The organism is Pseudonocardia sp. DSM 110487, from assembly GCF_019468565.1.
Classification (GTDB): domain Bacteria; phylum Actinomycetota; class Actinomycetes; order Mycobacteriales; family Pseudonocardiaceae; genus Pseudonocardia.
On the sequence record NZ_CP080521.1, the window covers coordinates 2573205 to 2599360 of the forward strand.

The 26156-nt window shown below is 72.6% G+C and carries 23 protein-coding genes; 11 read left to right on the top strand and 12 right to left on the bottom strand.

The window, feature by feature from the left end; genetic code table 11:
* The first annotated feature begins 51 nt into the window (after positions 1 to 51).
* From K1T35_RS11735 to K1T35_RS11755, 5 genes are all read left to right on the top strand, one after another.
* Positions 52 to 1209 (top strand): exonuclease SbcCD subunit D, encoded by a 1158-nt coding sequence (locus tag K1T35_RS11735; RefSeq protein WP_220260193.1) that lies wholly within the window; start codon positions 52 to 54, stop codon positions 1207 to 1209.
* On the top strand, positions 1209 to 4598 hold the full coding sequence (locus tag K1T35_RS11740) for an AAA family ATPase (RefSeq protein WP_220260194.1): 3390 nt from the start codon (positions 1209 to 1211) through the stop codon (positions 4596 to 4598). Before K1T35_RS11735 ends, K1T35_RS11740 begins: the two co-directional genes overlap by 1 nt.
* A gap of 163 nt (positions 4599 to 4761) precedes the next feature.
* Positions 4762 to 5721 carry a hypothetical protein gene (locus tag K1T35_RS11745; protein ID WP_220260195.1) on the top strand — a complete coding sequence of 320 codons (960 nt, stop codon included), beginning with the start codon at positions 4762 to 4764 and terminating at the stop codon, positions 5719 to 5721.
* A gap of 73 nt (positions 5722 to 5794) precedes the next feature.
* Positions 5795 to 6313, top strand: coding sequence for a bifunctional nuclease family protein (locus K1T35_RS11750; protein ID WP_220260196.1), 519 nt, complete (start codon positions 5795 to 5797; stop codon positions 6311 to 6313).
* Positions 6314 to 6409: 96 nt separating this feature from the next.
* A complete protein-coding gene (locus K1T35_RS11755; RefSeq protein ID WP_220260197.1) occupies positions 6410 to 7300 on the top strand; it encodes a DUF4118 domain-containing protein in 891 nt (296 codons plus the stop codon).
* Here K1T35_RS11755 and K1T35_RS11760 read toward each other — a convergent pair.
* Genes K1T35_RS11760 through K1T35_RS11795 form a run of 8 tightly spaced genes read right to left on the bottom strand, consistent with a single transcriptional unit; the run spans position 7275 to position 16822 of the window.
* Positions 7275 to 9374, bottom strand: a complete 2100-nt coding sequence (locus tag K1T35_RS11760) for a hypothetical protein (protein WP_220260198.1) — start codon at positions 9372 to 9374, stop codon at positions 7275 to 7277. The genes K1T35_RS11755 and K1T35_RS11760 overlap by 26 nt on opposite strands.
* A 7-nt stretch (positions 9375 to 9381) precedes the next feature.
* Positions 9382 to 10191 carry a carbohydrate ABC transporter permease gene (locus tag K1T35_RS11765; RefSeq protein ID WP_220260199.1) on the bottom strand — a complete coding sequence of 270 codons (810 nt, stop codon included), beginning with the start codon at positions 10189 to 10191 and terminating at the stop codon, positions 9382 to 9384.
* 2 nt (positions 10192 to 10193) lie between these two features.
* Complete coding sequence (locus K1T35_RS11770; protein WP_220260200.1) at positions 10194 to 11117, bottom strand: carbohydrate ABC transporter permease; 924 nt, start codon at positions 11115 to 11117, stop codon at positions 10194 to 10196.
* On the bottom strand, positions 11117 to 12364 hold the full coding sequence (locus K1T35_RS11775; RefSeq protein ID WP_220260201.1) for an ABC transporter substrate-binding protein: 1248 nt from the start codon (positions 12362 to 12364) through the stop codon (positions 11117 to 11119). Before K1T35_RS11775 ends, K1T35_RS11770 begins: the two co-directional genes overlap by 1 nt.
* Entirely contained in the window at positions 12361 to 14139 is a 1779-nt protein-coding gene (locus tag K1T35_RS11780) for a class I mannose-6-phosphate isomerase (RefSeq protein ID WP_220260202.1), read from the bottom strand. The genes K1T35_RS11775 and K1T35_RS11780 overlap by 4 nt, the downstream gene beginning before the upstream one ends.
* Positions 14132 to 15013 (bottom strand): ROK family protein, encoded by an 882-nt coding sequence (locus tag K1T35_RS11785; protein ID WP_220260203.1) that lies wholly within the window; start codon positions 15011 to 15013, stop codon positions 14132 to 14134. Before K1T35_RS11785 ends, K1T35_RS11780 begins: the two co-directional genes overlap by 8 nt.
* Positions 15014 to 15067: 54 nt before the next feature.
* Positions 15068 to 16111: a LacI family DNA-binding transcriptional regulator gene (locus K1T35_RS11790; protein WP_220260204.1), complete on the bottom strand. Its 1044-nt coding sequence runs from the start codon at positions 16109 to 16111 to the stop codon at positions 15068 to 15070.
* A gap of 21 nt (positions 16112 to 16132) precedes the next feature.
* Complete coding sequence (locus K1T35_RS11795) at positions 16133 to 16822, bottom strand: SDR family oxidoreductase (RefSeq protein WP_255621786.1); 690 nt, start codon at positions 16820 to 16822, stop codon at positions 16133 to 16135.
* A 71-nt stretch (positions 16823 to 16893) separates the two neighbouring features.
* Between K1T35_RS11795 and K1T35_RS11800 the strand changes: the two genes are divergently transcribed.
* Both K1T35_RS11800 and K1T35_RS11805 read left to right on the top strand, forming a co-directional pair.
* Entirely contained in the window at positions 16894 to 17487 is a 594-nt protein-coding gene (locus tag K1T35_RS11800; RefSeq protein ID WP_220260205.1) for a TetR/AcrR family transcriptional regulator, read from the top strand.
* 86 nt (positions 17488 to 17573) lie between these two features.
* Entirely contained in the window at positions 17574 to 18392 is an 819-nt protein-coding gene (locus tag K1T35_RS11805; protein WP_220260206.1) for an SAM-dependent methyltransferase, read from the top strand.
* Between the two features lie 573 nt (positions 18393 to 18965).
* Here the strand turns inward: K1T35_RS11805 and K1T35_RS11810 are convergent.
* Positions 18966 to 19409: a helix-turn-helix domain-containing protein gene (locus K1T35_RS11810; RefSeq protein WP_220260207.1), complete on the bottom strand. Its 444-nt coding sequence runs from the start codon at positions 19407 to 19409 to the stop codon at positions 18966 to 18968.
* An 84-nt stretch (positions 19410 to 19493) separates the two neighbouring features.
* Between K1T35_RS11810 and K1T35_RS11815 the strand changes: the two genes are divergently transcribed.
* Complete coding sequence (locus K1T35_RS11815; protein ID WP_370645348.1) at positions 19494 to 20699, top strand: MFS transporter; 1206 nt, start codon at positions 19494 to 19496, stop codon at positions 20697 to 20699.
* Between the two features lie 25 nt (positions 20700 to 20724).
* Positions 20725 to 21531, top strand: coding sequence for a DNA-formamidopyrimidine glycosylase family protein (locus K1T35_RS11820; RefSeq protein ID WP_220260208.1), 807 nt, complete (start codon positions 20725 to 20727; stop codon positions 21529 to 21531).
* Here K1T35_RS11820 and K1T35_RS11825 read toward each other — a convergent pair.
* Positions 21500 to 22219 (bottom strand): TetR/AcrR family transcriptional regulator C-terminal domain-containing protein, encoded by a 720-nt coding sequence (locus K1T35_RS11825; RefSeq protein ID WP_220260209.1) that lies wholly within the window; start codon positions 22217 to 22219, stop codon positions 21500 to 21502. The genes K1T35_RS11820 and K1T35_RS11825 overlap by 32 nt on opposite strands.
* 101 nt (positions 22220 to 22320) lie before the next feature.
* On the opposite strand from K1T35_RS11825, the gene K1T35_RS11830 reads away from it, so the two are divergent.
* A complete protein-coding gene (locus K1T35_RS11830) occupies positions 22321 to 23751 on the top strand; it encodes an MFS transporter (RefSeq protein ID WP_220260210.1) in 1431 nt (476 codons plus the stop codon).
* On the top strand, positions 23748 to 24704 hold the full coding sequence (locus K1T35_RS11835; RefSeq protein ID WP_220260211.1) for an isopenicillin N synthase family oxygenase: 957 nt from the start codon (positions 23748 to 23750) through the stop codon (positions 24702 to 24704). Before K1T35_RS11830 ends, K1T35_RS11835 begins: the two co-directional genes overlap by 4 nt.
* Positions 24705 to 24755: 51 nt before the next feature.
* Here K1T35_RS11835 and K1T35_RS11840 read toward each other — a convergent pair whose 3' ends face one another.
* Both K1T35_RS11840 and K1T35_RS11845 read right to left on the bottom strand, forming a co-directional pair.
* On the bottom strand, positions 24756 to 25124 hold the full coding sequence (locus K1T35_RS11840) for a hypothetical protein (RefSeq protein WP_220260212.1): 369 nt from the start codon (positions 25122 to 25124) through the stop codon (positions 24756 to 24758).
* A 63-nt stretch (positions 25125 to 25187) separates the two neighbouring features.
* A complete protein-coding gene (locus K1T35_RS11845) occupies positions 25188 to 26138 on the bottom strand; it encodes an aminoglycoside phosphotransferase family protein (protein ID WP_255621790.1) in 951 nt (316 codons plus the stop codon).
* Positions 26139 to 26156: the final 18 nt, after the last annotated feature.

A 26156-nucleotide genomic window follows, 5' to 3' on the forward strand; every position in this document is an offset into this window, starting at 1 on the left:
CGCCGACGCGCGTCCCCGGGACCGCCGGGCATCACCCTTACGATCCGCTCGATGCGACTGCTGCACACGTCCGACTGGCACGTCGGCAAGACGCTCAAGGGTCGCTCCCGGCTCGACGAGCAGGAGCAGGTGCTCCGCGAGATCGTCGGCATCGCGCGGGAGCACGAGGTCGACGCGGTGCTCGTGGCCGGCGACCTCTACGACACCGCGGCGCCGTCGGCGCAGGCCCAGCACCTCGTGGTCCGCACCTTGATGGGCCTGGCGCGCGACGGGGTCAAGGTCGTCGCGATCGCCGGCAACCACGACCACCCCGCCGCCATCGACGCGTACCGGCCTCTCGCGGGCGCGGCCGGCATCACACTGGTCGGCACCGTGCGCACGGCCGCCCGCGGTGGCGTCGTGGAGTTCACCGCGAAGTCGACGGGGGAGCGGGCCACCCTCGCCGTGCTGCCGTTCCTGTCCCACCGCTACGCGGTGCGCGCCGCCGAGCTGGTGGCCAACACGCCCGCGGAGAACACCAACGAGTACGACCAACACCTGCGCGACATCCTCGGCGCGCTCACCGCAGGCTTCCGCGACGACTCCGTCAACCTCGTGATGGCCCACCTCACCGTGCTGAACGGCGTGTTCGGCGGCGGCGAGCGGGCCGCCCAGTCGATCTTCGAGTACGCGGTGCCCGCCACGATCTTCCCGATCGAGTCGCACTACGTCGCCCTCGGGCACCTGCACCGCCGCCAGCGCATCGACGCCCCGTGCCCGGTGCACTACTGCGGCGCGCCGCTGGCCATCGACTTCGGCGAGCAGGACAACACCTCCGTCGTCTGCCTCGTCGAGGCGTCGCCGGGCACGCCCGCGCAGGTCACCGACATCCCCATCACGTCGGGGCGCAGGCTGCGCACGCTGCGCGGCACAGTCTCGGAGCTGGCGGCGCTCGCGGAGAAGGTGGGCGACGACTTCCTCCGCGTCTGGGTGCGCGAGCCCGCCCGCGCAGGGCTGCGCGAGGAGGTGGTCGCGTTGCTACCCAACGCCCTCGAGGTGCGGATCGACCCCGAGTTCGCCGCGCCCGTCGCCGCGTCCCGCCCCGCCGCGGGGCCCGAGCGCACGCCGTCGGAGCTGTTCCGCGAGTACCTCGGCACCCGCAACGTCGCCGACCCGCGGGTCGAGCAGCTGTTCGCCCGGCTGCACGACCGCGTGACGGGAGCGAGCTGATGCGTCCTGTCCTGCTCGAGATTGCGGGCTTCGGCTCGTTCCGCGAACCCACCACCGTCGACTTCACCGGCGCCGACTACTTCGCCTTCGTCGGCCCCACCGGCGCCGGCAAGTCCACGGTGATCGACGCGCTCACGTTCGCGCTGTACGGGTCGGTGCCGCGGTGGGACAACAGCCGCACGGTGGCGCTCGCCCTCGCGCCCACGGTCAACCGCGGTACCGTCCGCCTCGTCTTCGACGTGGGCGGCGCCCGGTATGTCGCGGCGCGCGAGTTGCGGCGGGCGGCCAGCGGCGGCGTGTCGGTGCGCGGGGCCCGGCTGGAGAAGCTGCGCGATCCGTCCGGCCTCGGCGGCCCCGACGAGGAGAGCGAGCCGCTCGCCGACGGCGCCGGTCCGGTCACGAAGGCCGTCGAGGAGCTGCTCGGGCTGCCGTTCGGCGACTTCTGCACGTGCGTCGTGCTGCCGCAGGGCGAGTTCGCCGAGTTCCTGCACACCGAGCCGCGCAAGCGCCAGGAGAAGCTGGTGCGCATCCTCGGGCTCGGCGTCTACGACGTGATCGCGCGCGAGGCCAACAGCGAGGCCGCGGCGCAGCGTCAGCGTGCCGAGGTGCTCGGCGAGCAGCTCGCGGGCTACGCCGACACCACCGACGAGGCCGAGCATGAGGCCGCGGCGCGGGTCGCCGAGCTCGCGGAGCTGGCCGAACGCGTCGACGCGGCGGTACCGGAGCTCGCGGCGGCGTCGGCGGCCCTCGACGTCGCCGAGGCGGGCGCCGGGCAGCTGCGCGCCGAACGGGAGCGCCTCGCCGCGCTCGCCGTGCCCGACGGCCTCGCCGACCTGGACACCCGCCACCGCAGCGCGGCCGAGCGACGGACGCTCGCCGCAGAGCGGGCGGGCGCCGCCGAGACCGCCGACACGGCCGCCCGCGAGCGGCTCGCCGCCGCCCCCGCCCGCGGGCCGTTGGAGCAGGCGCGCCGCGACCACGCCGAGCTCGCCACGATCACCGCCGAGCTGCCCGGGGCGCGCGAGCGGCACGAGAAGGCCGCCGCGGCCTACACCACCGCCGCGAACGACGCCGCCGACGCCCGTGCGGGCATGGAGGAGAAGCGGACGGCCCGCGACTCCGCCGCCGCACTGCTGGCCGAGCGGCAGGACGCCGTGCGCAGGCTCGTCGCGGAGCGCGACGCCCTCCGCGCGCTCACCGTGCCGGCCGGGCTGGACGCGCTGCAGCAGCGCCGCGCGGCCGCCGACTCCGCGCTGGCCGATGCCACGTCCGTGGTGCGGGCCGCGGAGGCCACCGACGCCGCGGCCCGCGCCGCGCTCGCCGCCGCCCCCGCCCGCGGTCCCCTCGAACAGGCGCTGCGCGACCGGCGCGAGCTCGACCGCGCCGTGGCCGAGCGCGCGGCCGCGGCGGCGCGGGCCGCCGAGGCCGAGCAGGTGGCGCAGGCGGCAGTGGCCGCAGTCGCCGAGGCGAAGCATCGGCTCGACCACGCCCAGGAACGGCACGCGCGCGCCCTTCGCGCCGATCTCGCCGCCTCGTTGCGGCCCGCCCTCACCGTCGGCGACCCGTGTCCGGTGTGCGCGCAGGCGGTGGCCACCCTGCCGCCGCCCGCGGAGGCCACGGGCGACCTGGCTGCCGCGGAAGCCGCGGTCGCCGAAGCCAACCGCGCCCACGACGAGGCGCGCCGGGACGAGGTCACCGCGATCTCCGTGCGGGACCGCGTCCGAGGCGAGGTGGAGCGGCTCGACACCACCTCCACACGGCTGCGCGCCGCACTGGCAGGCGCGTACCCCGCTGAGGACGGTGGGCTCTTCCCGGTGACGACCGACGGGCCGAGCGACCCCACCGCGTCCCTCCCGACCGCCGAGCTACCCGCCGTGGCCGATCTCGAGGCGGCCCTCGCCGACCTCACGCGCATCGTGCACGAGGCCGACGACGCCGCCGAGGCCGTTCGCGTTGCGCGCCGGGCCCGGGACGCGGCAGCCGCCGCGGTCGAGGAGCTGCGCGGCGAGGTCGCCGCCGCCGCGGCGGGCCTGCGCGCCGCGCGCGACCCGCTCGTCCCGTTCGGCGCCCCGGCACCGGCTGACACCGACGTGCTCGCCGGCTGGACCGCGCTCGTCGACTGGGCCCGCGCCGAGGGCGCCGCCCGCGAGACCGCCCTGCCCACCGCTCGCGCTGCCGTCGCGGAGGCCGAGGGGCAACGCGACACCACCGAGAAGGCGTGGCGAGCCGCCGAGCGCGCCGCCGCAGAGCGCCACCGCGACGAGACCGCCGCCGCACGGGCCGAGCAGGAGGCCCGCAGCGCCGTCGACGCCGCGGAACGGCGGGCCGCGCAGCTACAGGCCGTGCTGCGCGACGCCCCGTCCGACCACGATGCCGCGGCGTCACTGGAACGGCTGGACGCGCTCGAGGCCGCCGTCCGCGAGGCCGACGCCCAGCTGCGCACAGCCCGCAGCGCATTGCGTTCCGCGGAACGGACCGCCGCCGACGTCGCCCGCGAGGTCACGGCCGCATGGGACGCGTTGCGCGCGGCCCGCGACCCGCTCGTGCCGCTCGGCGCCCCCGCCGTCGGCGGGGACGAACTGCTCGTCGCATGGAGCGAGCTCATCGGCTGGGCACACCGGGAGGCCGAGGCCCGCGCTGCGCGACTGACCGGCGCGGCGACCGCGGCGCGGGACGCCCGTGCGGCCCGCGACGCCGTCGAGCGCCGGATCGCCGACGACCTGGACGCCCACCACGTGCCCGCCGCCGCCCCGCTGGGTGGCACGGCACCGGCGGCCGTCGCCGCGGCGCTCGCCAGAGCGCGTTCGGCGCAGGAACGGGTGGCGGAGCGGCGGGCCGCCGCGGCGCGGATCCGCGCCGACCGCGACGAGGCCGAGTCGGCCCAGCAGGTCGCGAAGCTCCTCGGCAGCCTGCTGCGCTCCGACGGCTTCCCGCGCTGGCTCGTCGCGTCCGCCCTTGACGCGCTAGTGGCCGATGCGTCGGAGAGCCTCGCCGAGCTGTCGGGCGGCCAGTTCGCGCTCACCCACGAGGGTGGGGAGTTCCTCGTCATCGACCACGCCGACGCCGACGCACGGCGCCCGGTCAAGACCCTCTCGGGCGGCGAGACGTTCCAGGCGAGCCTCGCGCTCGCGCTGGCGCTGTCCGCGCAGATGGCGGGGCTGGCCGCGCAGGGAGCCGCCCGCCTGGAGTCGATCTTCCTGGACGAGGGCTTCGGCACCCTGGACGAGGCCAACCTGGACGTCGTCGCGAGCACCCTGGAGAACCTCGCCACGCGCGGTGACCGGATGGTCGGCGTGGTCACGCACGTTCCCGCGCTCGCCGAGCGCGTGCCGGTGCGGTTCGTGGTGAGCCGCGACCAGCGCACCTCCTCCGTCATCCGGGAATCCTAGTGCCCCCCGCCGAAAGTCCACCACGTGTCTCGACGGCCCAGCTTCCCGCTGGGCGTACCGGCGAACCGGCCGAGTACGCCCGGTACGAGGCCGGGTCGCCGGCACACCCAGCGGAAACCTGGATCCGCCGATACACGCACCGGACTTCCGGCGGGGGGCACTGGTGAAGTTCGCCGTCGACCCGTGGGACCCGACCTACGGCACGAGCCTCGGCACCGAGCTCGGCGAATCGGCAGCACAGGTCGCGCTGGACGTCGAGCTGCCGTCCTCCGAGTGGCAGCCGATCGACCCTGATCCCTGGGTCGTCCCGCCGGACGCCGTGCTGTTCGTCGACGGGGTGCGCCGGGTCGACGCGCAGGTCTGGGTGGACGACGGGGGCGCGGAAGCGGCGCCCGCGTTGTGCGCCTCGTACGCGGCCGGCGTGGTCTGCTGCTGCAAGGACGGAGCTCACCTGCTCACCGCCGACGTCCGCCGCGGCCTGTTCACCACCGCCGACGCCGCGGACGATGTCCGCACCACGGCCGGGACGTACCGGGCCACGCGCACGGCGCCCCACCCCGATGTCGCGCCCGCGCAGCTGCTCAGCCTCGCCTTGCAGCGCGAGCTGGCCGACACCGAGCTGGCCGCCGCGGCCGCCGCCCGCGGCGGGCACGACAGTGTCCATGGCGGGGCCGACGACCTCCTCGTCATCGACGGACCGCTGCGGGGGCGCCAGCACCTGCCGAGGGCGATCGGCTTCGTCAAGTCCCACCGCAGCGACTACCTGCCGCCCCAGCTGGGCGGGGTGGTCGCCGCGCTGCGCACGGGGCAGCGCACGCCGGTGTTCCGGCTGGGCAGCTCGTGGGAGCGGCACACCTGGTACCTGCGGCTGCCCTGCCGGCCGGGGGCGCCGTGGGCGGGCGTCGTGCGGGTGGAGTGCAGCGCCGACCTCTCCGCCGGTGAGGCCGTCGGGCACGCCGCGCGCAGCCAGGCGACCCTGCCGAGGTTCGCCTCCACGGAGTACAAGGACTCCCGCGCCCCGCAGAACCTCTATCCGATCGCGGGGCTGGAACGCGAGCTGCGTCGCCGGTTGGGTGAGCCGAACCTCCTCTACCGAGCGCTCCGGAGGGCCGCAGCTGCCTGACGCCGGTTGACGCGGCGTGCCGGGCGGGGAACCGTGGTGTCCGGAGCCTGGAAGGGCCCGGAAGGGGGTCACTGTGCAGGAGATGCGAGTGGTCGCGCTCGGCAGGGACCCGATGGCCGTGCAGCCGGTGCTGCTGCTGCAGGAGACCGGTGGCAGGCGACGCGTGCTGCCGGTGTGGGTGGGCGTGCCCGAGGCGACGGCCATCGAGCTCGCCCGCCGCCGCGTCGAGCTGCCGCGCCCGCAGACCCACCAGCTGATCCTCGACGTCGTGCGGTCCTTCAAGCGGGAGCTGCAGCTGGTGCGCATCACGATGCTGCGCGACAGCGTCTTCCACGCCGAGCTCGTGTTCGACGGCGACATCCGCGTGTCGGCGCGGGTGAGCGACGCGGTGGCGATGGCGCTGCACGTCGACGCCCGGATCGAGGCGGAGGACGCCGTGCTCGACGAGGCCGCAGTGGCTGAGGTGGGCATGGTCGGCCCATCCGGGGAAGACGACGTGGAAGGCGAGACCCCCTCGGAGCACGAGGAGCTGGAACGCTTCCGCCGCTTCCTCGACAACGCCTCACCCGAGGACTTCGGCAGCTCCAGCTGACCGTTCGCCGCCTGCATCCGGCAGCGGTGTATCGCGCGCGGACCCCGGCGGGTCAGTAGTGGCGACCCAATGGTGCCTTCGGGGGCGGTGTGGGCGATGGCAGATCATCGATCTGCGGTGGCGGGCGATCGGTTGAGCTGGGTGTTCGCCGGCACGCTGCTGGTCGCGGCCGTCACCGGGGCGGTCGCGCTGCTCGCGCCGCATCTCCACGGGGCGCTGGGCATGCCCGTGCTGTACCTCCTCGCGATCCTGCCGATCGCCTACAGGTGGGGATCCGCGGCAGGCATGGTGGTGGCAGCGGCGAGCACCATGATCTTCGGGCTCGTCATCGTCTCCCCGAGGCTGGGGTTCGTCGTCGACGGCGGGTACGCCGTCTCGCTGGGTGCCTTCCTGCTCACCGCGTGCGTGGCGGCGTACATGGCATCGTGCCCGCCGTGGGAGGCCGGCCGGCTGCTCGAGGAGCAGGCCGCGGTGCGGCGGATCTCCAGGCAGGTCGCGCAGGGCGCGTCTGTGGAGGCCGTGTTCGCGTCCGTCGCCGACGAGGCCACCCGCCTGCTCCAGGCCGACGTGACGCTCCTCGCTCGCGTGCACGACGGGACCGGCACGTTCGTGGCGATCGGCGGCTGGGCGGGTGGTCCGGTCGGTGCGGACTTCGCGGTCGGCCAGCAGTGGGGCACCAGCGCGATCCGGATCGACGACGTGCCGATCGCGGCCGTCGGCATCCCGCTGCGCAGCAGCGTATGGAGCCCGGTCACCGTGGCGGGACGGCACTGGGGCGGGATCGTCGTCGGCCTGCTGAACGGCCTGTTGCCCGCCGACACCGAACAGCGGCTCGGCAGCTTCGCCGAGCTCGCGGGCCCCGCGATCGCGAGCGCGCAGAGCCACGCCGAGCTCGCCGCGCTGGCCGAGCGGTACCGCGCGCTCGACGCGAAGGTCGATCGCGACGGCGGCCCGGAACGATCTATCGGCCCGGGGCTCGCGCAGTGACCGTTCCGTCGGCGTGGATGTCCACCAGCCGGTCGCCGACCCGCAGGTTCCTGAGTACGGCACCGGGGTCGACGAGCCGCACGCAGCCGTCGACCGAGAGCGTCCCGTCCAGCCGCGGCCGCGCGCCGAAGAACGACTCGATCACCAGCGTGACCCACGCCCCGGCCGACGAGCAGGCCCAGTCGAGGATGTAGGGCAGCTGCGGGGGCGCCTTCCGGGCGCCGCCGTCGATCGCGGGCTGCGCCTCCTCGACGAAGTGGCCCTGGCCGGGCGGGCCCTGGTTCGCGGACCGGACGAGGCCCTCGATCCAGCCGGCCGCCACGTCCGGTGCCCCGAGCGCGACGAGGGCGCGGGCGGCGTCGGCGGGCCATGCCGGGTACGCGCCGTTCCACTGGTGGTCGGGCCGCACGCTGTAGCTCGCGTCCGGGTCCCACGGGGAGAGCGCCCGCATCCAGTTCGGGGTCTGCAGCTCGCGGCGGAAGAACTCCACCATCTCGGAGCGGATCTCCGCGGGCACGTCCGCGGCGATCGTCGAGCCGACGATCGCGAAGTCGTAGCAGTGCCGCACCGGCAACCGGGAGCCGTCGGGCTGGCGGGCGGCGAAGAAGCCGGAGCCGGGCTCGTACAGGGCGAGGACCTCCGGGACGAGCGCCGCCGCCTCGTCGCGCAGTGCCTGCGCCGCGGCGGTGTCGCCTGCGAAGTCCGCGGCGTCGGCGGCGACTCGCATTGCCCATACGTTCGCCGCGTTCAGGCTCGCCACCTCGTGGGTGTAGGAGCTCACGCACTCCAGGAGATTGTCGATCTCGCCGTAGTCGGCAAGCGCTGAACCCTTGCGCCGGTCCCGCCACGCCGTCGCCCACCCCCGCAGGTGTTCGCCGACCTCCGACAGGTAGTCGGTGTCGCCGGTGAACCGGACGTAGTCCGACACCAGCCGCGTCATCGCGTAGTCGTTCACCGAGTACCACCGCCCCACCGGGCCGCCCGTCAGCGAGGAGGTGCCGAAGTGGGTGCCGGTGTCGCTCGCGATCCAGTGGTCGATCTGGCGGCGCATCGTCTCGGGGTCGAGCAGGGCGTGGGTGAGCGAGCTCAGGCTGAAGTCCCAGATGAAGGTGGTGGTGGCCCAGTAGTTGGGCATCAGCGTGTCGTAGCTGCGGCCGAGCTCGTTGCCGGGGAAGTCGCGCCGGAACCACAGCACGCCGAGCGCGCCCCACCAGTACAGCCGCCGGAGGGCCTCGGACGAGGTCTCCAGCACCGGGAGGTGGCCGGAGAACTCCGCGTTCCCGGGGGTGAATGCGGCGGCGAGCTGGTGGTCCCAGAACTCCTCCGCGGCACGGACGGCCGCGGGCACGTCGGCGACCACGCGCTCGTACGCGGCGGTCGCGGCACCCGCCGACGTGTCCACGGCGTGGACGTAGCCGAACCGGCCGCTCGCGCCTCCCGCGATGTCGAGTGCAACGGTGATCTCGCCCCCGCGCCCGGTCCCGCCGATCCCGGCCTCGAACCCCTCGGCAGGCGTGGGTGCCACCCCGGCGAGGTGCACGGCGGCGTCCGCCGCGTCGACGCCCTGGACGCTCCACCCCGTGCCGCCGTCGAACGTCAGCCGCCCCGGCCCCGCGGTGGCGGTGTTGGTGGCGCTCGGCGACTCCGGCTCGAGCCACGCCTCGCCCGTCACGGTCGCCCGCGCGTTCAGCGCGAGCGTGAGCGGCACGGCCCGGGGTTCGGCGCCGGTGTTGTGCACGGTGATGTCGATCGCGACCGCGGGCTCGCCGGGCACGCAGACGGTGGTGGTCTCGATGCGCAGGCCGGGCACCTCGGCCGAGCGCACCACGCGGTCCGGGCGCCACGCGTGCGTGACCGGCACGCCGTACGACTCGAACACGCGGCCGTCGACGAACAGCACGGCCGTGGTCGTGCGGCCCTGGGCGACCGGCGGGAACGTGACGGCGCCGATCGCGGTCAGGTCGTGGCCGACCAGCACGGTCCCGAGCAGGTTGGTCAGCCCGGGCGCGGCGATCATGTCGTCGTAATGGTGGGTGACGGGGTCGGCGGCGAGGTCGTCGACGGTGGGGATCACTGGTCTCCTAGTACTGGCCGAGTGCGAGCCCGCGCGCGAAGAAGCGCTGGGTGCACAGGAACAGCACGACGGTGGGGAGCGACACGACCAGCGCGGCCGCGAGGATGACCGACGGCTGGGCGCCGCCGTAGGTGTTCTGCATCGCGGCCAGGGTGGTGACGATGGGGCGCACCTCGTCGGTCTGGGTGAGGGTGAGCCCGAGCAGCAGGTCGTTCCAGATGAACGTCGCCTGGAGGATGAACACGGCCGCGAGCGCGCTGGTGGCCATCGGCAGGTAGATCCGCGTGAAGATCCGCCACGTCGTGGCGCCGTCGAGCACCGCGGCCTCGAACACGCTGTGCGCCACGCCGGAGAAGAAGTTGCGCATCACGAACGCCGAGAACGGCACCGAGATCACCGTGTAGACGAGCAACATGCCGGCCCGCGAGTCGTACAGCCCCGTGCGGGAGAAGCCGTCGAAGAGCGGCAAGAGGATCATCTGCAGCGGGAACACCGTGCCGCCGAAGATCACCACGAACCACGCGAACCCGTGGCGCAGCCGTAGCGCGACGATCGCGAATCCCGCCGCCGCGCCCACGAGCACGGCGAGCGCGGGTGCCACCAGGCTGTAGATCACGGTGCTCACCAGGCTGTCGGCGAGACCGGTCAGGCGCAGCGCAGCCAGTACGTTCGGCACGAGGGCGAAGCCGTCCGGCAGCCACGCCTCGCGCGTGTCGTAGTCGGTGGGCGCCTTGCTGCCGTTCACGGCCAGCACGTACACGGGCAGCAGCCAGACGATGCCCGCGACGGCGACGACGGCGGTCCGGAGGGTTCTCACGGCTAGACCTCGAGCTTCTGCGACAGCTGCCGGCGCAGGTACAGCACGGACGCGAGCAGCGTGACGATTGCGAGCAGCAGGGCGATCGCGGACCCGAGCCCGTAGTCGCTGTTGACGAACGTCTCCTTGTACATGGTCAGCGCGAGGGTCTCGGACGCCCTGCCGGGCCCGCCCTTCGTCATGACCTGCACGAGGTCGAAGGTCTTGAGGCTCGCGACGATCGAGAGCCCGACCACGACGGTGGTGAGGGGGCGCAGCATCGGCCAGACGATGCCGGTGAACAGGCGCAGGCCGGTGGCGCCGTCGAGCCGGGCGGCCTCGAGGGGCTCCTTCGGGATCGAGTGGAGCCCGATCGTGAACAGCAGGGCGTTCACCCCGACCCCCTGCCAGGCGGCCGCGACGATCATGACGATCGTGTTGAGCGGCGCGTCGACCAGCCAGCGCGGAGGCGCCTCGATCCAGAAGAGCCCTCCGAGCGCCTGGTCGAGCGCACCGCCGCCGGACAGGATGAACGACCAGACGGTGGCGACCCCGACCCCGGACACCGCGTAGGGCAGCAGGAACGGCAGCTGCAGCCATGCCCCGCCCGGCAGGTTCCACGTCAACAGGGCGAGGACGAGACCCAGCCCCACCGGGATCAGCAGTGTGCCCGCCACCCAGAGCAGCGTGTTCCCGAGCGACCCGAGGAACCCGGGGTCGGCGAACATCTCGCCGAAGTTGTCGAGGCCGACCCACTCGGGGTCGCCGAGCCCGTCGTAGGAGGTGAAGCTCAGGAAGACGGTCCAGAGCAGCGGCAGGTAGAGGAGCACGGCCACCAGCAGCACGCCCGGGGCGACGAAACCCCGGGCGGACCACTGATAGCCCCGACTCCGCCCCGTCGGCGCGGGAAGGGGCCTGACCTCGGGCCTCGTAGCCGTGAGCGCCATCAGCGCTGCTCGGCCCAGTACTTGTCCGCCTCCGCCTGGATCGCCTCCAGGTACGGCATCGGGTCGGACGGGTTGGCGTTGAACGCGCCGAACTGCTCGAGGGCCACGGTGAGGATCGGGGTGGGGGTGGCCTCGTAGTAGCGCTCGACCTGGCGGTGGCCTGCGCTCACGATCTCCTGCCCCAGCTCCGCGAGGCGCGGGTTGGCGACCTGTGCCTTCGGGTTGAACGGGACGTCGCCGCGCGCGGCCGACCACGCCGTCTGGGCGTCCGGCGACATCCACCACTTCGAGTAGGCGAGCCCCATCGACTTCTGCGCCGATCCCTCCGCGACGCAGAGCGGGCCGGACTCGGTGGCCACCGGGGTCACGCCGAGGTCGGGGTTCTTCGCGGGGATCACGAAGAAGTCGTAGTCGACGCCCTGCTGCAGGCCCGCGCCGTCGAGGGAGCCGTTGTAGAAGCTCCCGAAGATCATCATCGCGTACTCGCGCTGCTTGAATCCGACGGCCGGGTCGACGGTGCTGCCGGCGTCGCTGAACCAACCCTTCTCCTGCTGCTGCAGCCACTCCTGCATGACCGCGACGATCCGCGGGTCGGTGTAGGAGACCTGGCCGGTGGCGAGGCCCTCGAAGAGGTCGGGGTCGGTGCCCATGACCATCTGCTGGAACCACGGGAACGCGAACAGGATGCTCGTCTGGTAGTACGGCGTGACGCCAGCGGCCTCGAGGGTGGCCGCCACGGTGTCGAGCTCGGCCCACGTCGCCGGCACGGAGATCCCGTGCTCGTCGAAGATCTTCTTGTTGTAGTACATCACCCAGTAGGCGATGTTCATCGGCACGCAGTACTGCTTGCTGTCGTAGGTGTAGCGCTTGCGCAGCTCCTCGCTCACCCAGCCCTGCGCGACGGCCTCGGTCCAGATGTCCGTGGTCTCGGCGACCAGCCCGTCCTCGACGAGCGCGGCGAGCGTCGGCCCGGTCTGCCAGGTGAACAGGCCCGGGCTCTCCTTGGTGCGGAACGACTGCTTGATGAACGCGTCGTACTGGTTGGCGTCGGAGTAGCCGGTGGTTTCCAGGGTGATCCCGGCGCCGGGCTGCGACGCGGCGTTGAGCTCGTCGAAGTCCGGCTCCCACGCGGCCTTGTTCGTGAAGAACTTCAGGGTGCCGGTGGTGGCGCCGGTGTCCTGCGCCCCGCCGGAGCAGGCGGTGAGCAGGACGGCGAGGGCCGCGATCGCCGCGAATCGTCTTCTCATCGTGAACTCCCTTGTTCAGTGCCCCGTTGTTCTGTCCCTCGGACGGAGGCCTTGACGGTGGCGAAGCGCTCGCTCGCCGACGCCGGCGAGCGGCGGATCACGTACTCGCCGACGGCGGCCGGGACGATGAACGTCTCGGCGTAGTGCACGGGGAAGGGCGCGAAGGAGCCGGTCGGGCTCACGACCTCGACCTCGTCGCCCTCCACGAGGTTGAGGACGTTCACGGTGCCGCGGGTGTGGTGGCGGGCCTCTTCGGTGAACCAAAGCCTGCGTACCTCGATGAACTCCAGCTCGTGCAGCCCGGTGCGCTCCTCGCGCACGCCGTCGGCCTCGGAGATCAGCTCGGGCCCGCACAGCAGGTTCTCCCGCACCCACGCGGTGTCGCGGTCCCACTGGATGTTGCGGGACCCGTGCTCCAGGTGGACCGGGCGGGGGACGCCGTCGAGGCCGACGCGGCCCCAGTCCCACAGCTTGAAGGTAAAGATGTACGGGGTGGCCGAGATCTCCAGGACCATCGAGTTGGCGCCCGAGCAGTGCACGGTGCCCGCGGGGATCGAGAAGTGGTCGTGCTTGCGGGCAGGGAACGCGTTGACGAACCGCTCGGCGTCGAACGCCGGTCCGCCCGCGGCCGCCGTCTCGAGGGCCTTGAGCATCTCGTCCGGGTCCGTGCCGTCCTTCAGACCCAGGTAGACCACCGCGTCGTCGCCTGCGTCCAGCAGGTAGTAGCTCTCGTCCTGCGTGTAGTGCATGCCGAAGGTGTCCTGGATGTACCCGGTGAGCGGGTGCACCTGCAGCGAGAGGTTCCCGCCCTCCATCGTGTCGAGGAAGTCGAACCGGATCGGGAACTCCGGGCCGAACCGCGCCTCGGTGAGCGCGCCGAGCAGGGCCGTCGGCTGCATCAGCACGAGGTCGAGCGCCGGGATCTCGACGATGCCTCCCTCGCCTTCGAGCAGCAGCGAGTTCTCCTCCGGCACGCAGTCGAAGCACCATGCGTAGTTGGGCGCCGACGGGTCGAGGCCCAGCTTCCGCTTCATCCACTGGCCGCCCCATACGCCGGGGTCGAAGAACGGGACGACCCGCAGCGGCGCCCGCGTCGCCGCGTCGAGCGCGGCGCGGAGGTCGGCGCCCTCGACCATCCCGCCCGCGTTCCCGTCCAGCAGGAAATCGACGACGCCGAGGAGGCGCCGCTTGTGCCGGTCGGCGATCCGCCACTCGACGAAGAACCCGCGCTTGTACTTCCGCAGCGGGTCCTCGTCATGGTTGGCGCAGCGCCAGTTCGGCGCTCCGGCGCGCTGGCGCTGCTGCAGCTCCCACCTGGCCATGTCCACCACGACGAGGGCGTCCGGCTCCGGAGCGGCGAGTGCGGCGCCCCAGCCGACGAGGACGGTCGGCGCGACCGCGGCGCGCACCCGGCCCGACAGCGCGGCGAGCGCGTCGGGGGAGTAGAGCGCGTCGATCGTGGCGTGGCTGAGCACGCCGAAGACCCGGTCGTCGGTGAGGTTGTCGGCGAACCGGCGGTCGATGTCCTCGATCGGGAGCGCGGCGGCCTCCTCGACGTCGACGATCTCGTGGCCGGGCAGGGCCGCCGCGATCTCGGCGCGCAGCCAGGCGAGGTCGGTGCCCGGGTAGGCGTCGACCACGACGACCGGTGCCCGCTCGCCCGCGCGCCGCGCGGCCAGCGCGGCGACGGCGTGCCATGCCGCGGCGCCGTGGCGGACGACCGCGCCCGCAGGCAGCGGCACCGTCGGCTGCCGGTCGTACGTGGGCTCAGGCATCGAGATCCTTTCGCGCGATCACGGCGAGGCCGCGGAGCACGGACAGGTCGGGGCGGTCGGGCACGACGACCTGCGGACGGTGGGCCGACGACCACATGTGCCGCTCCAGGTGGGCGGTCAGCCCCGGGACGATCGCCTCGCGGGCGGCGAGGACGCCGCCGGAGACGATCGCGACGGCCGGGTCGTAGGCGTGGCACAGGGTCACGAGCGCGGCACCCCACACCCGGACGAAGCGGTCGAGGACGTCGCGGGCGCCGCGGTCGTGGCCCGCCGCCTCGACGAGGGCGCGCAGATCCGGATGGGTGCGCAGATCCGGATGGGTGCGCAGGGCCCACGTGCTGGCCAGCGACTCGGCGCAGCCGACGTTCCCGCAGTTGCAGGGCCCGGCGTCGACGTCCACCGTGACGTGGCCGCCGAGGATGCCCGCGTGGTCGGTGGCCCCGCGCAGCACGATCCCGTCCATCATCGCGGCGGTGCCGATGCCGGTGCCGATCGTCATCAGCACCGCGTCGCGGGCGCCTGCGGCGACGCCGTGCACGGTCTCGCCGACGAGCGCCGCGCGCGCGTCGTTCTCGATGGCGGCAGGCGCGCCGAAGGACTTCTCGGCCCACGCCCGTACGTCGACACCGGCGAGGGAGGTGTACTTGTCGTGGGCGCGCACGAGGGTCCCTGCGCGCCGATCGACCACGCCGGGCAGCGCGACCCCGATGGCTTCCGGCCTCGTCCCGGCGATCAGCTCCCGCGCGGCGATCTCGGCGCGCCCGAGCGGATCGCGGCGGTCGACGGGGATCTGCGTGGTGGCGAGCGGCGAACCGGTGTCGAGAACCCCGATCTTGACGGCCGTCCCCCCGAAGTCGATGCACAACTCGGTCACGGGCCACCCTTCGTTGGTAACGTTACCTGAACGCTGACACCGGCCTTCCCCGCACTATGGAGCCATCGCGCCCCGGTCCGGAGGGCGCAGGCGTACCGGGAGTTCCAGGGTTCTCGCCGCGGCCGGGGCGTCCGCGGCCAGGCGCTCGAACAGCAGCTGTGCCGTCTCCCTGCCGAGCTGGCGGGCGTCGTGGTCGAGCACGGTGACCGGGACGGGCATCAGGCCGGACAGCTCGAAGTCGTCGAAGCTCACGATGGCCGGGAAGCCGGCGGCGTCGGCCCCGTGGCGCATCCGGCGCCCGATCTCCTCCAGCGCGCCGATCGTGTTCCGGTTGTTGGCGCAGAACACTGCGGTCGGCGGGGTGTCCAGGTCGAGCAGTGCCCGCATCGCCGCCCGCGCCGAGGCGACGTCCTGCTGGCCGCGGTGCACCAGCCCCGCCTCGGGGGTCAGGCCGCGCTCGGCCAGCGCGCGCTCGAACCCCTCGTAGCGGCGCCGCCCGGTGAACACGGAGGCGGCGTTGCCGAGGTAGGCGATGCGGACGTGACCCGCGTCCAGCAGCGCCGCCGTGCCCCGGTAGGCGCCGCCGACGTCGTCGACGAGGACGGTGTCGACGTCCAGCCCGTACACGCGGCGGGAGGCGAGGACGAGCGGGGTGGTGCCGAGCCGCTCGGGGCGCAGGTGGTCGGACGCGCCGCCGGACGGGACGAGGATCAGCCCCTCGACCTGGCGACCGATGAAGTCGTCGATGAGCTGCCGCTCGCGCGCCGGGTCCTCGCCCGTGTTGCCGAGGATGATCCGCTTGCCGTGGGCGGCGGCCACCTCCTCGATCCCCAACGCGAGGTTGCCGTAGTAGGGGTTCGCGAGGTTGGTGATCGCCACGCCGATCAGCCCGGTGGCCTGGCCGGGGCGGAGGCTCCGCGCGTTCTCGTTGCGGTGGTAGCCGAGCTCCTCGACGGCCGCGAGCACCTTCTCCTGCAGCTCGGGGCGCACGTTCGCGCCGCCTGCGAGGGTGCGCGACACCGTCATCGGGCTCACGCCGGCCAGGGAGGCGACCTCCCGCACCGTCGGCTGCCGCGGCCGACGCCCTGCCTGCGTCACGTTGGTAACGTTAGCAACGCCTCACGAGCCGACGAAACCCCCGTCCACCGGGAGAATCGTCCCGGTCACGTACGTCGCGCCGATCACGTAGCTCACGGCGCGGGCGACGTCGTCCGGCTGCCCGATCCGACGGGCGGGGATTCCGGCGACGGCCGCGTCGAACTGGCTCTGCCGCTGGTCGTCGGGCAGGAACGACCACCACGGCGTGTCGATCACGCCGGGCGACACCGCGTTGACCCGCACCGGGGCGAGCTCGGCGGCGAGCGGCGCAACCATTCGCTCGATCGCCCCGTTCACGGCCGCGAGCGCGACCGTCCCCGGCAGCGCCGCTCGTGCGCTCGCCGCGGAGATCAAGGTGATCGAACCGGTGACGCGTGCGTGCCGGATCGCCGCGAGGTAGCCGAACAGCTTGCCCTCGAACGCGGCCCGGACGGCGGCGGGCCCGGTCTCCCGGATCGGACCCACACCGATCGACCCGGGGCTGAACGCGAGCACCAGGTGGTCGAACTCGCCCGTGCGCTCGAAGAACGCGGCGAGCTCCTCCTCGTTGGTGCCGTCGACCTGCTCGGCGGCGGACACGCGGTCCTTCACCGCCGCGAGCTTCTCCGGGTCCCGCCCCGTGACGACAACCGTCGCGGCGCCCTCGCCCGCCAACCGCTCGGCGGTGGCGAGCCCGATGCCCGATGTGCCTCCCATGACCACGACGCGCACGCCGCACCTCCCATTTCAAGACGTTGCGTCTCGATACTAAACCAAGACGTCGCGTCTTGTAAATTGCTCGCATGACCGGAGACCGACGGCCGGGCCGACCGCGCAGCGAGGCGACCCGGAGGGCGATCGAGGCGGCGGCCCTCGACGAGCTGCGGGAACGGGGCTACGCGAGCCTCACGATCGAGGGCATCGCGGCCCGGGCGGGCGCCGGGAAGCAGACGATCTACCGCTGGTGGCGGTCCAAGGCCGACCTCGTGCTCGACGCCATGACCGATTTCGCGGACGCCACCGTGCCGATCCCCGACGAGGGATCGCTGCCCGGCGACCTGCTCGCGTTCCTCGTCGCGTCGTTCCGCCAGCGCGGTGCCCGCCCCGCGCTCGTCGGCCTGATGGCGCATGCGGTGCTCGACCCGGAGTTCGCCCCCGCGTTCCGCGAGCGGTTCCTCTTCGCCCGGCGCGCGGCGCTGCGCGGGATCCTCCAACGCGCCGTGGCTCGCGGCGAGATCGACGAGGCCGTCGACCTCGAGCTCCTCCTCGACGTGGTCTTCGGGGTCCTGTGGTACCGGCTGCTCGTCGACCACGCTTCGCTGGACGACGCGGCCGCGCGCGACCTCGCCGCACTTGTCGTGCGCGCCGCTTCCCTCAATCAGGTGGCCGCTCAGTAACAGCCGGTCATCGCACAAGGTCGAGTCGGATCGGTCGGCGGTTGTACGGTGCGGGTGACGCACCGTGACAACGGGAGGCCACCGCCGTGACCGATGCCCAGTCTGCATCTGACGACGTGACGGCGAGGCTGAACATCGAAGTGCCCCATTCGGCACGTGTGTGGAACTACTGGCTGGGGGGCAAGGACAACTATGCCGCCGACCGGGCAACCGGCGACAAGGTGCGCGAGACGTATCCCGGCGTCGTCGACGTCGCGCGCCAGGCGCGTGCCTTCCTCGTGCGGGCCGTGACGTACCTGGCCGGAGAGTGCGGTGTCAGCCAGTTCCTCGACGTCGGGACCGGGTTGCCCACCGCCAACAACACCCACGAAGTCGCGCAGGGCGTCAACCCTCGAGCTCGTATCGTCTACGTGGACAACGATCCCATCGTCCTCGCACATGCCCGGGCGCTCCTCACCTCGACGAACCAGGGAGTGTGCGCGTACATCGACGCAGACGTGCGGGACCCCGGTTACATCCTGGAGCGGGCCGGTAGAACGCTGGACTTCACTCAGCCGGTCGGGCTGATGATGCTCGGCATCCTCGGCAACATTTCCGATTACGGCCAGGCGAACGCCATCCTCAAGATCCTTCTGGACGGGGTCCCTTCGGGTAGCTACCTCGTCCTCAACGACGGCACGAACGTGATCCGGCCCGAGGCTGCGGCGGAGGCGGCCCGCATTCGCGCGGAGGCGGGCGACCCGTACTACCTGCGTACCCCCGAGGAGATCACAGGGTTCTTCAGTGGCCTGGAACTGCTGGAGCCCGGCGTGGTGTCCACCTCCCATTGGCGGCCCGGCCACCTGTGGGGCGAACAGTTGCCGCCACCTGTGAACTCCTACTGCGGGGTAGCCCGCAAGCCGTGAGCGAGATCGATCCGACCGTTCAACACCCTGCCTGGTACTCCAGCCGGACTTCGTGATCATTCGTCTGGTCGCAGGGCTCGGCCACATCTCGGCGCGGCGGAGCCGCTGACGCATCCCGTGTCGGCCGACGCAGCCCGTCGCAGGTCAGACACCCCGTCGACCGGGCGCGCCGCCCGAGAACGAGCGCGCCGGGCTCCACGGTGCCGGGCTGGGTGCCGGACGCTTTCGTGGGCGCGCCGTTCCCGGCCCCAGCCACCCCCGCAAGGCGATGGGTCGAGGCAACCGGCGGACACGCACGCGAAGACCGGATCACGCGGTGGGCGCCGGCTGGCCTCGGCGGGGAACGGCGCGCCCACCGGCCGGTGCCTGACCGGGCCGACCCGATGGATCGACACGATCGTGCCCCGACAGCGCAGCCGCCCGACCGGCGGCGGTCAAGATCCGAAGTATCGGTTGTCCACGGCTGCTCTCACGACCATGAGCACCCGCTACGTCGGATCATGGGCGCGGCCACCGCCGAACGGGACCCAGCGGCAGCGCCGAACACCATGATCACAAAATCCGGCTGTAGGACTAGCCGAACTTCCGCACCGAGGTCGTTTCGCTCGTCAGCGGCCGTCCGTCCGCGGCCACGGCGACGACCTGCGGAACGACCGCGCCGTGCTCGTCGACGAGGACCGAACGGGTCTCACCCGCCTCGAAGGCGTGGCGCTCGCCCCATTGCCGAAGCGTGACGATCACGGGGAACAGGTCCTTGCCCACCGCGGTGAGCGTGTACACCCTGCGTTTGCCCGACGGGGCCTCGACCTGGGCGATCAGGCCGTGGTCGACGAGCTTGCGGAGCCGGTCGGCGAGGATGTTGCGGGCGATGCCCGTGCGCTGCTGGAAGTCGGTGAACGAGCGGGCCCCGTCCATCGCGTCCCGGACGATCAGCAGGCTCCACCGATCGCCGATCACGTCCACGGCTCGCGCGACCGGGCAGTTCGGGTCCGTCCACGACGCGGCGTCGCGTGCCATCACCCCTCCAAAGAGTTGCGCAATGAAACCATTCTGGCCTAGCCTCCAAAGAGTTGCAATCTGCAACCAAACGAGGAGGTGCCCGTGGGCCGAGGGACGAGACTGCTGCTCGCGGTGGTGTGCGGGGTGGCGGTCGCCAGCGTCTACGCGGGGCAGCCGCTGCTCGGACCGATGGGGCACGACCTCGGCGTTCCCCGCGATTCGGTCGGCTGGTTCGTGGCCGTGGGGCAGCTCGGCTACCTCGCAGGCCTGGTGCTGCTGGTGCCGCTGGGCGACATGGTCGACCGCAGGCGCTTGATCGCGGCCCACCTGGGGCTGGTGGCGGTCGGCCTGGCGGTCACCGCTGCCGCACCGGTCGCCTGGGTGGCGTTCGGCGGCCTCGCCGTCGCGGGCGTGTTCGCGGTGGTGGTGCAGACCACGGTCGCCTACGCGGCGTCGATCTCCCCGCCCGGCGAGCGCGGACGCAACCTCGGCGTCGTCACGTCCGGTGTGGTCGTCGGCATCCTCGGCGCCCGGATCGTCACCGGCGCCATGGCGGACGTGTGGGGCTGGCGCAGCAGCTACCTCGCCCTCGCGGTTCTCGCCGCCACCGTCTGCGTGCTCGGCCTCGCGGTGCTCCCGGCGGACGTCCGCGCAGGCACCGAACGGTACGGGCAGGTCATCCGATCCCTCGGCGGGCTGTTCACCCAGCCGACGTTCCTCGGCCGCGGGCTGATCGCCTTCTTCCTCTTCGCCTCCTTCGGCACCCTCTGGAGCGGCATGGCGCTGCCACTGGCCGTGGAGCCGTGGCACCTGAGCGAAGCGCAGATCGGGCTGTTCGGCATCGCCGGGCTCGCCGGCGCACTGGGGGCCGCTCGATCCGGCCGCTGGGGCGACGCCGGGCACCCCAGCCGGGTCACCGGCATCGCGCTCACCCTCCTGCTCGGCTCATGGCTCGCGATCGGGAGTCTCGGCTGGTCGCTGCTCCTGCTGATCCTCGGCGTGATCGTGCTCGACTTCGCCGCCCAGGCGGTGCACGTCAGCAACCAGCACATCCTCACCACCGCATACCCCGACCGCACCAGCAGCACGATCGGCGGGTACATGGTCTTCTACTCACTCGGCTCCGCGTTCGGAGCGATCGCGACCACCGCGTTGTTCGACGCCGCGGGGTGGACGGGCCCCACCGTCCTCGGCGCGGCACTCGCGCTCTGTGCACTCGTCACATGGGTGCTCGCCGACCGCGTCGGGATCTCCGCGAGACGTACGACCCCGCGGCGAGGTGCTGCTCGCCAGGACGTCTGCGCCTGACGGTGGTTGCGGCCAGACTGGTGGGGTGCCGGAGCTGCCAGAAGTGGAACGCGCACGCCAGGCGATCGAGGCTGCGCTCGACCGCGAGATCCGGGCCGTCGCCGACGGCGACGAGTGGGTCTGCCGCCCGCACCGGCCCGGTGACATCGCGCAGGTCCTCGTCGGCGGGCGGCTCGTGGCCGCCCACCGGCGGGGCAAGACGATGTGGTGCGACACGGCCGGGGCGGACGGCGAGCCCGGTCCGCGGCTCGGCGTGCACCTCGGGATGGGCGGCTGGATCGTCGTGGAGTCCGACGACGGCGAGCACGTCGGCGGGGAGCCCGACCGCCCCGAGCCGGACGCGGTCCGGCCGGAGTGGGAGCGCTTCTCGATCACCTTCGCCGACGGCGGGCGGCTGCGGTTGCTCGACAAGCGCAGGCTGGGCCGGGTGCGCCTCGAACCGGACCTCGACGGACTCGGTCCGGACGCCCTGACGATCTCGAAGGCCGAGTTCCGGGAGCGCGTCGGGCGCGGCAAGGCGCCGGTGAAGGCGCGGTTGCAGGACCAGGCCGTGCTGGCGGGGGTGGGCAACCTCCTCGCCGACGAGGTGCTCTGGCAGGCCCGCGTCGCGCCGCGCACGCCGGTCGACCAGCTCGGCGACGAGGCGCTCGACCGGCTGCACGCTGCGATGCGGCGCACCGTCGAAGCGGCGATCGCGAACGGCGGCGCGCACACCGGGGAGGTGATCCCGTTCCGGAAGGCGGGCGCCACCTGCCCCCGCTGTGGCGCGCCGATGGAACGGGGTCAGGTCGGCGGGCGCGCTACCTGGTGGTGTTCGGCGGAGCAGTCGTGAGGCGGTCGAGCTGGACCTGGAGCCCGTCGAGGAGGTAGTCCAGGCCGACGGTGTAGCTGGTGTCCCAGTCGTCGTCGTAGAGGTAGCCGCCCGTGGCCAGCGTCGGGTAGCGGTCCTGGTCGGCCTGGAGCTGCTGCTGGCCCACCCGGCGTTCCTCGTCGGAGATCCGCAAGGCGGCCTCGGAGGCCGCCGACCCCATCACGTGGTTGTAGAGCGCCCACGTCGCGGCGGACCGGTCGGTTCCGCCGAACCCGGCACGGGCCAGCGTGGCCTGCAACAGTTCCATCCAGGCTAGGAAGTTCGGCCCGAGCGTGGGCCGTTGCCTTGCCGGTACGGCGGTAGCCCAGGGATGGCGCAGCATCGCGGTCCGCCACGCCGCGAGCACGGCGCTGACGTCGTCGCGCCACTCGGCGGCTGACCCGACACCGGGGGGTACCTCGCCGAAGATCGCGTCGACGGCGAGGTCGATCACGTCGTCCTTCGTGTCGACGTGCCAGTACAGCGACGGGGCGACCACGCCGAGCCGCTCGGCGAGCCGGCGCATGGTGAGCCGCTCGATCCCCTCCTCGTCGAGGAGCGCGACGGCGGCCTCGACGATCCGGTCGCGGGTCAGCGGGGGCTCGCCCCTGCCGGTTCGGCGCGGCCGCAGCCAGACGCTGCGCACCCCGTCGCTCGCGACCTGCGTCACAACCCACCACCTAGATCGTCCGGACCGCCCCGCCGAGTGTAGTACGTTGATCGTCGAATCGAACGACGTTCGGGAACCTCAAACAACGTTAGGGAGGCCTGGTGGACGACTCACGGCGGTGGTGGACGCTGCCGGTGGTGAGCGCGGCGCAGCTGCTCGTGGTCCTGGACGGGACGATCGTGAACATCGCGCTGCCATCGGTGCAGCAGGCGCTGGGCATGTCCGACGCCGGCAGGCACTGGGTCGTCACTGCGTACGCTTTGGCCTTCGGCGGGCTGCTGCTGATCGGTGGGCGGGTCAGCAGTGCCCTCGGCCACCGGCGCGCCTTCATGATCGGGCTGGTCGGGTTCGCCGCCGCATCGGCGCTGGCCGGGGCCGCGGCCGGTCCAGGGATGCTGTTCGCGACGCGGGCGTTGCAGGGCGGGTTCGCCGCCCTGCTCGCACCGGCCGGCCTGTCGTTGCTGACCACGACGTTCACGGAGTCCCGCGAGCGCGCCCGCGCCTTCGGCGTGTTCGCGGCGGTCGGCGCCGCGGGTTCGGCCGTCGGCCTGGTGCTCGGCGGCATGCTGACCGAGTACACCAGCTGGCGGTGGTGCCTCTACATCAACGTGCCCATCGCGCTGCTCGCGCTGCTCGGCACCACGCTCGTCCCGCGCGACCGGCGCGCGCCATCCCGTGACGGGCGGCTCGACGTCCCGGGCGCCGTGCTCAGCTGCGCCGCGTTCGTCGCCGTGGTGTACGCCTTCAACCAGGCCGAGCCGCTCGGGTGGGGTTCGCCGATCGTGCTGGCGCTGCTGGTCGTCGGCGTCCTGTTGCTCGTGGGGTTCGTCGCCGTCGAACGGCGCGTGTCCCACCCGCTGCTGCCGATGCGCGTGCTCGCCCATCGGGTCCGTGCGGGCGCCTTCGTCGCGATCACCCTCATGTTCGCCGCGATGTTCGGCTTCTACCTGTTCATGAGCTACTACACGCAGACGGTGCTCGGCTACTCACCGGTCCAGTCCGGGCTGACGCTGATCATCAACGCGCTGGCGGCCCTCGTCGGCTCGATGTTCATCGCCGGGAGGCTCCACGGTCGCGTCCCGCCGGCGGGGTTGATCGTGTCCGGGCTGATCGCCGCCGCCGCGGGCGTGGCGATCGTGACGCTCCTGACGCCGCAGAGCTCGCACGTGCTGCCGCTCTACCTCGCGCCCGCGCTGGTGCTCACCGGGCTGGGCCTCGGCTGTGTCATGTCCCCGACCGCGAGCCTCGCCACCGCGGGCATGCCACCACAGGACATCGGGGCCGCATCGGCGAGTTACAACGCCGCCCAGCAACTCGGCGCGGCGCTCGGCACCGCCCTGTTCAACACCGTCGCGACGAGCGCCGCCGCCGCGCACATGGCGACAGCCACGCGCTCCGCGGCGTCCGTCCACGGCTACACCACGGCGCTCACCGTCGGCGCCGGAATCCTCGTCGTCACCGCATGCCTCACCGCGGTGCTGATCACCGTCCGCACCACCGTTCACCGAGAAATGGAGAAGGACGCATCATGACCGTGACCGTCGTCGACGGCTTCGTGCCGGTAATCGACCTGTCCTCCCGCGGCAGCGCACACGGACGCGCCGCCATCGCCGACGCCATCGGACGGGCCTGCTCCGGTTCGGGCTTCTTCACGATCGTCGGCCATGGGATCCCGCAGCCGCTGGTCGAGCGCATGTACGCCACCACGAATGCGTTCTTCGGACTGTCCGATGCGGAGAAGGACCTCGTCGCGAGCCGGCCGGGCGCATCCGGGTTCCGCCGCTCCGGCGGGACGACCGCGCAGAGCATCGACCAGAAAACCCCTCCGGACCTGTGCGAAGCCTTCGGCGTGCACGTCACGGGCGAACTGGGTGAGCACGAACGCGGGGAGCTCGGCGACTACTGGGCGCCGTGGAAACTCGCCAATCTCTGGCCGACCCGTCCCGAGGACTTCGCGCCCACGTGGCACGAGTACATGGCGGCGATGGCGCGGCTGGCGAGTGACCTCACGCGGCTGCTCGCACTCGCGCTCGGGTTGGACGAGGACTTCTTCGGCGACAGGTTCGACCACCACACGTCGTCGCTCACCGCCAACTTCTACTACCCGCAGCTGAAGCCGCCGCTGCCCGGGCAGCTTCGGAGAGGGCCGCACACGGACTTCGGCGCGCTGACCATCCTCTACCAGGAGGACGACCTCGGCGGCCTCCAGGTGCGCACCCCTGACGGGGACTGGCGCGACGTTCCCGCGCTCCCGGGAAGCTTCGTGGTCAACATCGGTGATCTGATGGCCTTGTGGACCGGGGGACGCTGGGTGTCGACCATGCACCGGGTGATGAACCCGGAACGCGGGAACACGTCTTCGCGCCTGTCGATCCCGTTCTTCTACCAGCCCAACCACGACGCCCCCACCACTCCCGTCCGGTCGGTCGACGCGGGGCGGTGGATCGCGACGAAGATGCAGAAGCTCTTCGCGCCTGCGTCATAGCGCACCGCGGGCCGGGCCTCCAGTGGAGGCCCGGCCCGCGACACCCCCGCGCTACGGGACGAGGACGATTGAGTTGATCGGCGTCAGATCCTTGTTCACGAACGTCTTCGGGCCCATGAGGCCCTGGCAGTCACCCGTGCCGTTGAAACCGGTGCACGTGCGCGCCTTCGCGCCGTCTACCTGGTTGTTCGAGACGACGTGCATCCCGAACTGGTTCTCGATGTTGTGGGCGCCGTAGCTAAAGAAGGCGTGGGACGGGCGCCCGGAGTTGAACCCGGCGTCCTCCGGGTAGATGCACACGGCGCCTGCCGGGCAGCCCTCCCACGTCTCGACGGCCTGGGCGCTGGTGGCCCCCAGCATCACCAGCACTCCCGTGACGAACGCGACCGCGGCCAGCCTCCGGAACTTGTTCATGATCATTTGCTGTCCTCCCCCGAGGATACGAACTGACACCGGTACACACGGGCGTCAGCGGCAGGGGGTTCAGGAGCGAGTGGCGGTGACCTCGTCGTCGAGGAGGCGGTCGAGCGTGCGCCTGCCCAGGCTGCTCATGCTCGGGTTGGTGTCGACGTAGTACCAGACGAGACCCATCGCCTGCGCGAACGCCCACGCCTTTCCGCGTTCCCACTCGAGGTCGTCGCACCCGAGATCGGCGCGCAGCAGCGGGCGGGTGCCCGCGTCGAGCAGGTGCCATGCGCCGACGAGGTCGAGGGCCGGGTCGGCCGCCGCCAGGCCGCTGACGTCGAGGATCCCGGCCAGCCGCCCACCCGAGACCAGCACGTTCCCCGGGATGAGGTCTCCGTGGTTCATGACGTCCGGTGCGGAGCGCGGCAGCTCGCGAAGGCGGCCCCAGAGCCTGCGCAGCCGGGGGACGTCGAGCAGGTGCCCGCTGCGCTCGAAACAGGTCTGCATCCACGCGTCCTCGGAGCGCAGGTCACCACCCCTGCCGTGCCCGGGGAACGTCCGGCCCCGCGTGTCGATGCCGCGGACGTCGGCGATGAACTCGGCCAGATCGTGGGCGAACCCCTTCGAGTCGCCCGGGTCCTCGTCGGTGGCGGTGGTCCCGGGCAGCCAGGTCTGCACCGACCACGGGAGCGGATAGCCGTGCCCCGGCAGGCCCAGCGCCACCGGCTCGGGCACCGGGAACCGCGTGTGGCGAGCCAGCTCGGCCGCGGCGTCCGCCTCGGCCACGAGCATCCGCCGCGTCCCGTCGACGTCGCCCGGCCGGAGCGGGAACCGCGCCGCGAGCCGGTCACCGACCCGGAAGATCGCGTTGACCGTGCCTTCGGAGACCACTGCTGTGATCGGTAGCCGCGCCCACTCGGGGAACTGCTCGTGAACCAGCGCGCGGACCGTCTCTGTCGGCACGGCCAGCTGGTCGGCGTGCATCGGCCGGCGGGGGTCCGCGGCCGGTACACCCTTGCTGCTGATCACCGAGCCATCATCGGGGCT

Excerpts from the sequence above, each read along its gene's own strand:
- K1T35_RS11735 (WP_220260193.1), top strand. The coding sequence starts at position 52 with ATGCGACTGCTGCACACGTCCGACTGGCACGTCGGCAAGACGCTCAAG.
- K1T35_RS11775 (WP_220260201.1), bottom strand. The coding sequence starts at position 12,364 with ATGAGAAGACGATTCGCGGCGATCGCGGCCCTCGCCGTCCTGCTCACC.
- K1T35_RS11800 (WP_220260205.1), top strand. The coding sequence starts at position 16,894 with ATGACCGGAGACCGACGGCCGGGCCGACCGCGCAGCGAGGCGACCCGG.
- K1T35_RS11810 (WP_220260207.1), bottom strand. The coding sequence starts at position 19,409 with ATGGCACGCGACGCCGCGTCGTGGACGGACCCGAACTGCCCGGTCGCG.
- K1T35_RS11755 (WP_220260197.1), top strand. The coding sequence starts at position 6,410 with ATGGCAGATCATCGATCTGCGGTGGCGGGCGATCGGTTGAGCTGGGTG.
- K1T35_RS11835 (WP_220260211.1), top strand. The coding sequence starts at position 23,748 with ATGACCGTGACCGTCGTCGACGGCTTCGTGCCGGTAATCGACCTGTCC.
- K1T35_RS11770 (WP_220260200.1), bottom strand. The coding sequence starts at position 11,117 with ATGGCGCTCACGGCTACGAGGCCCGAGGTCAGGCCCCTTCCCGCGCCG.
- K1T35_RS11780 (WP_220260202.1), bottom strand. The coding sequence starts at position 14,139 with ATGCCTGAGCCCACGTACGACCGGCAGCCGACGGTGCCGCTGCCTGCG.
- K1T35_RS11740 (WP_220260194.1), top strand. The coding sequence starts at position 1,209 with ATGCGTCCTGTCCTGCTCGAGATTGCGGGCTTCGGCTCGTTCCGCGAA.
- K1T35_RS11840 (WP_220260212.1), bottom strand. The coding sequence starts at position 25,124 with ATGATCATGAACAAGTTCCGGAGGCTGGCCGCGGTCGCGTTCGTCACG.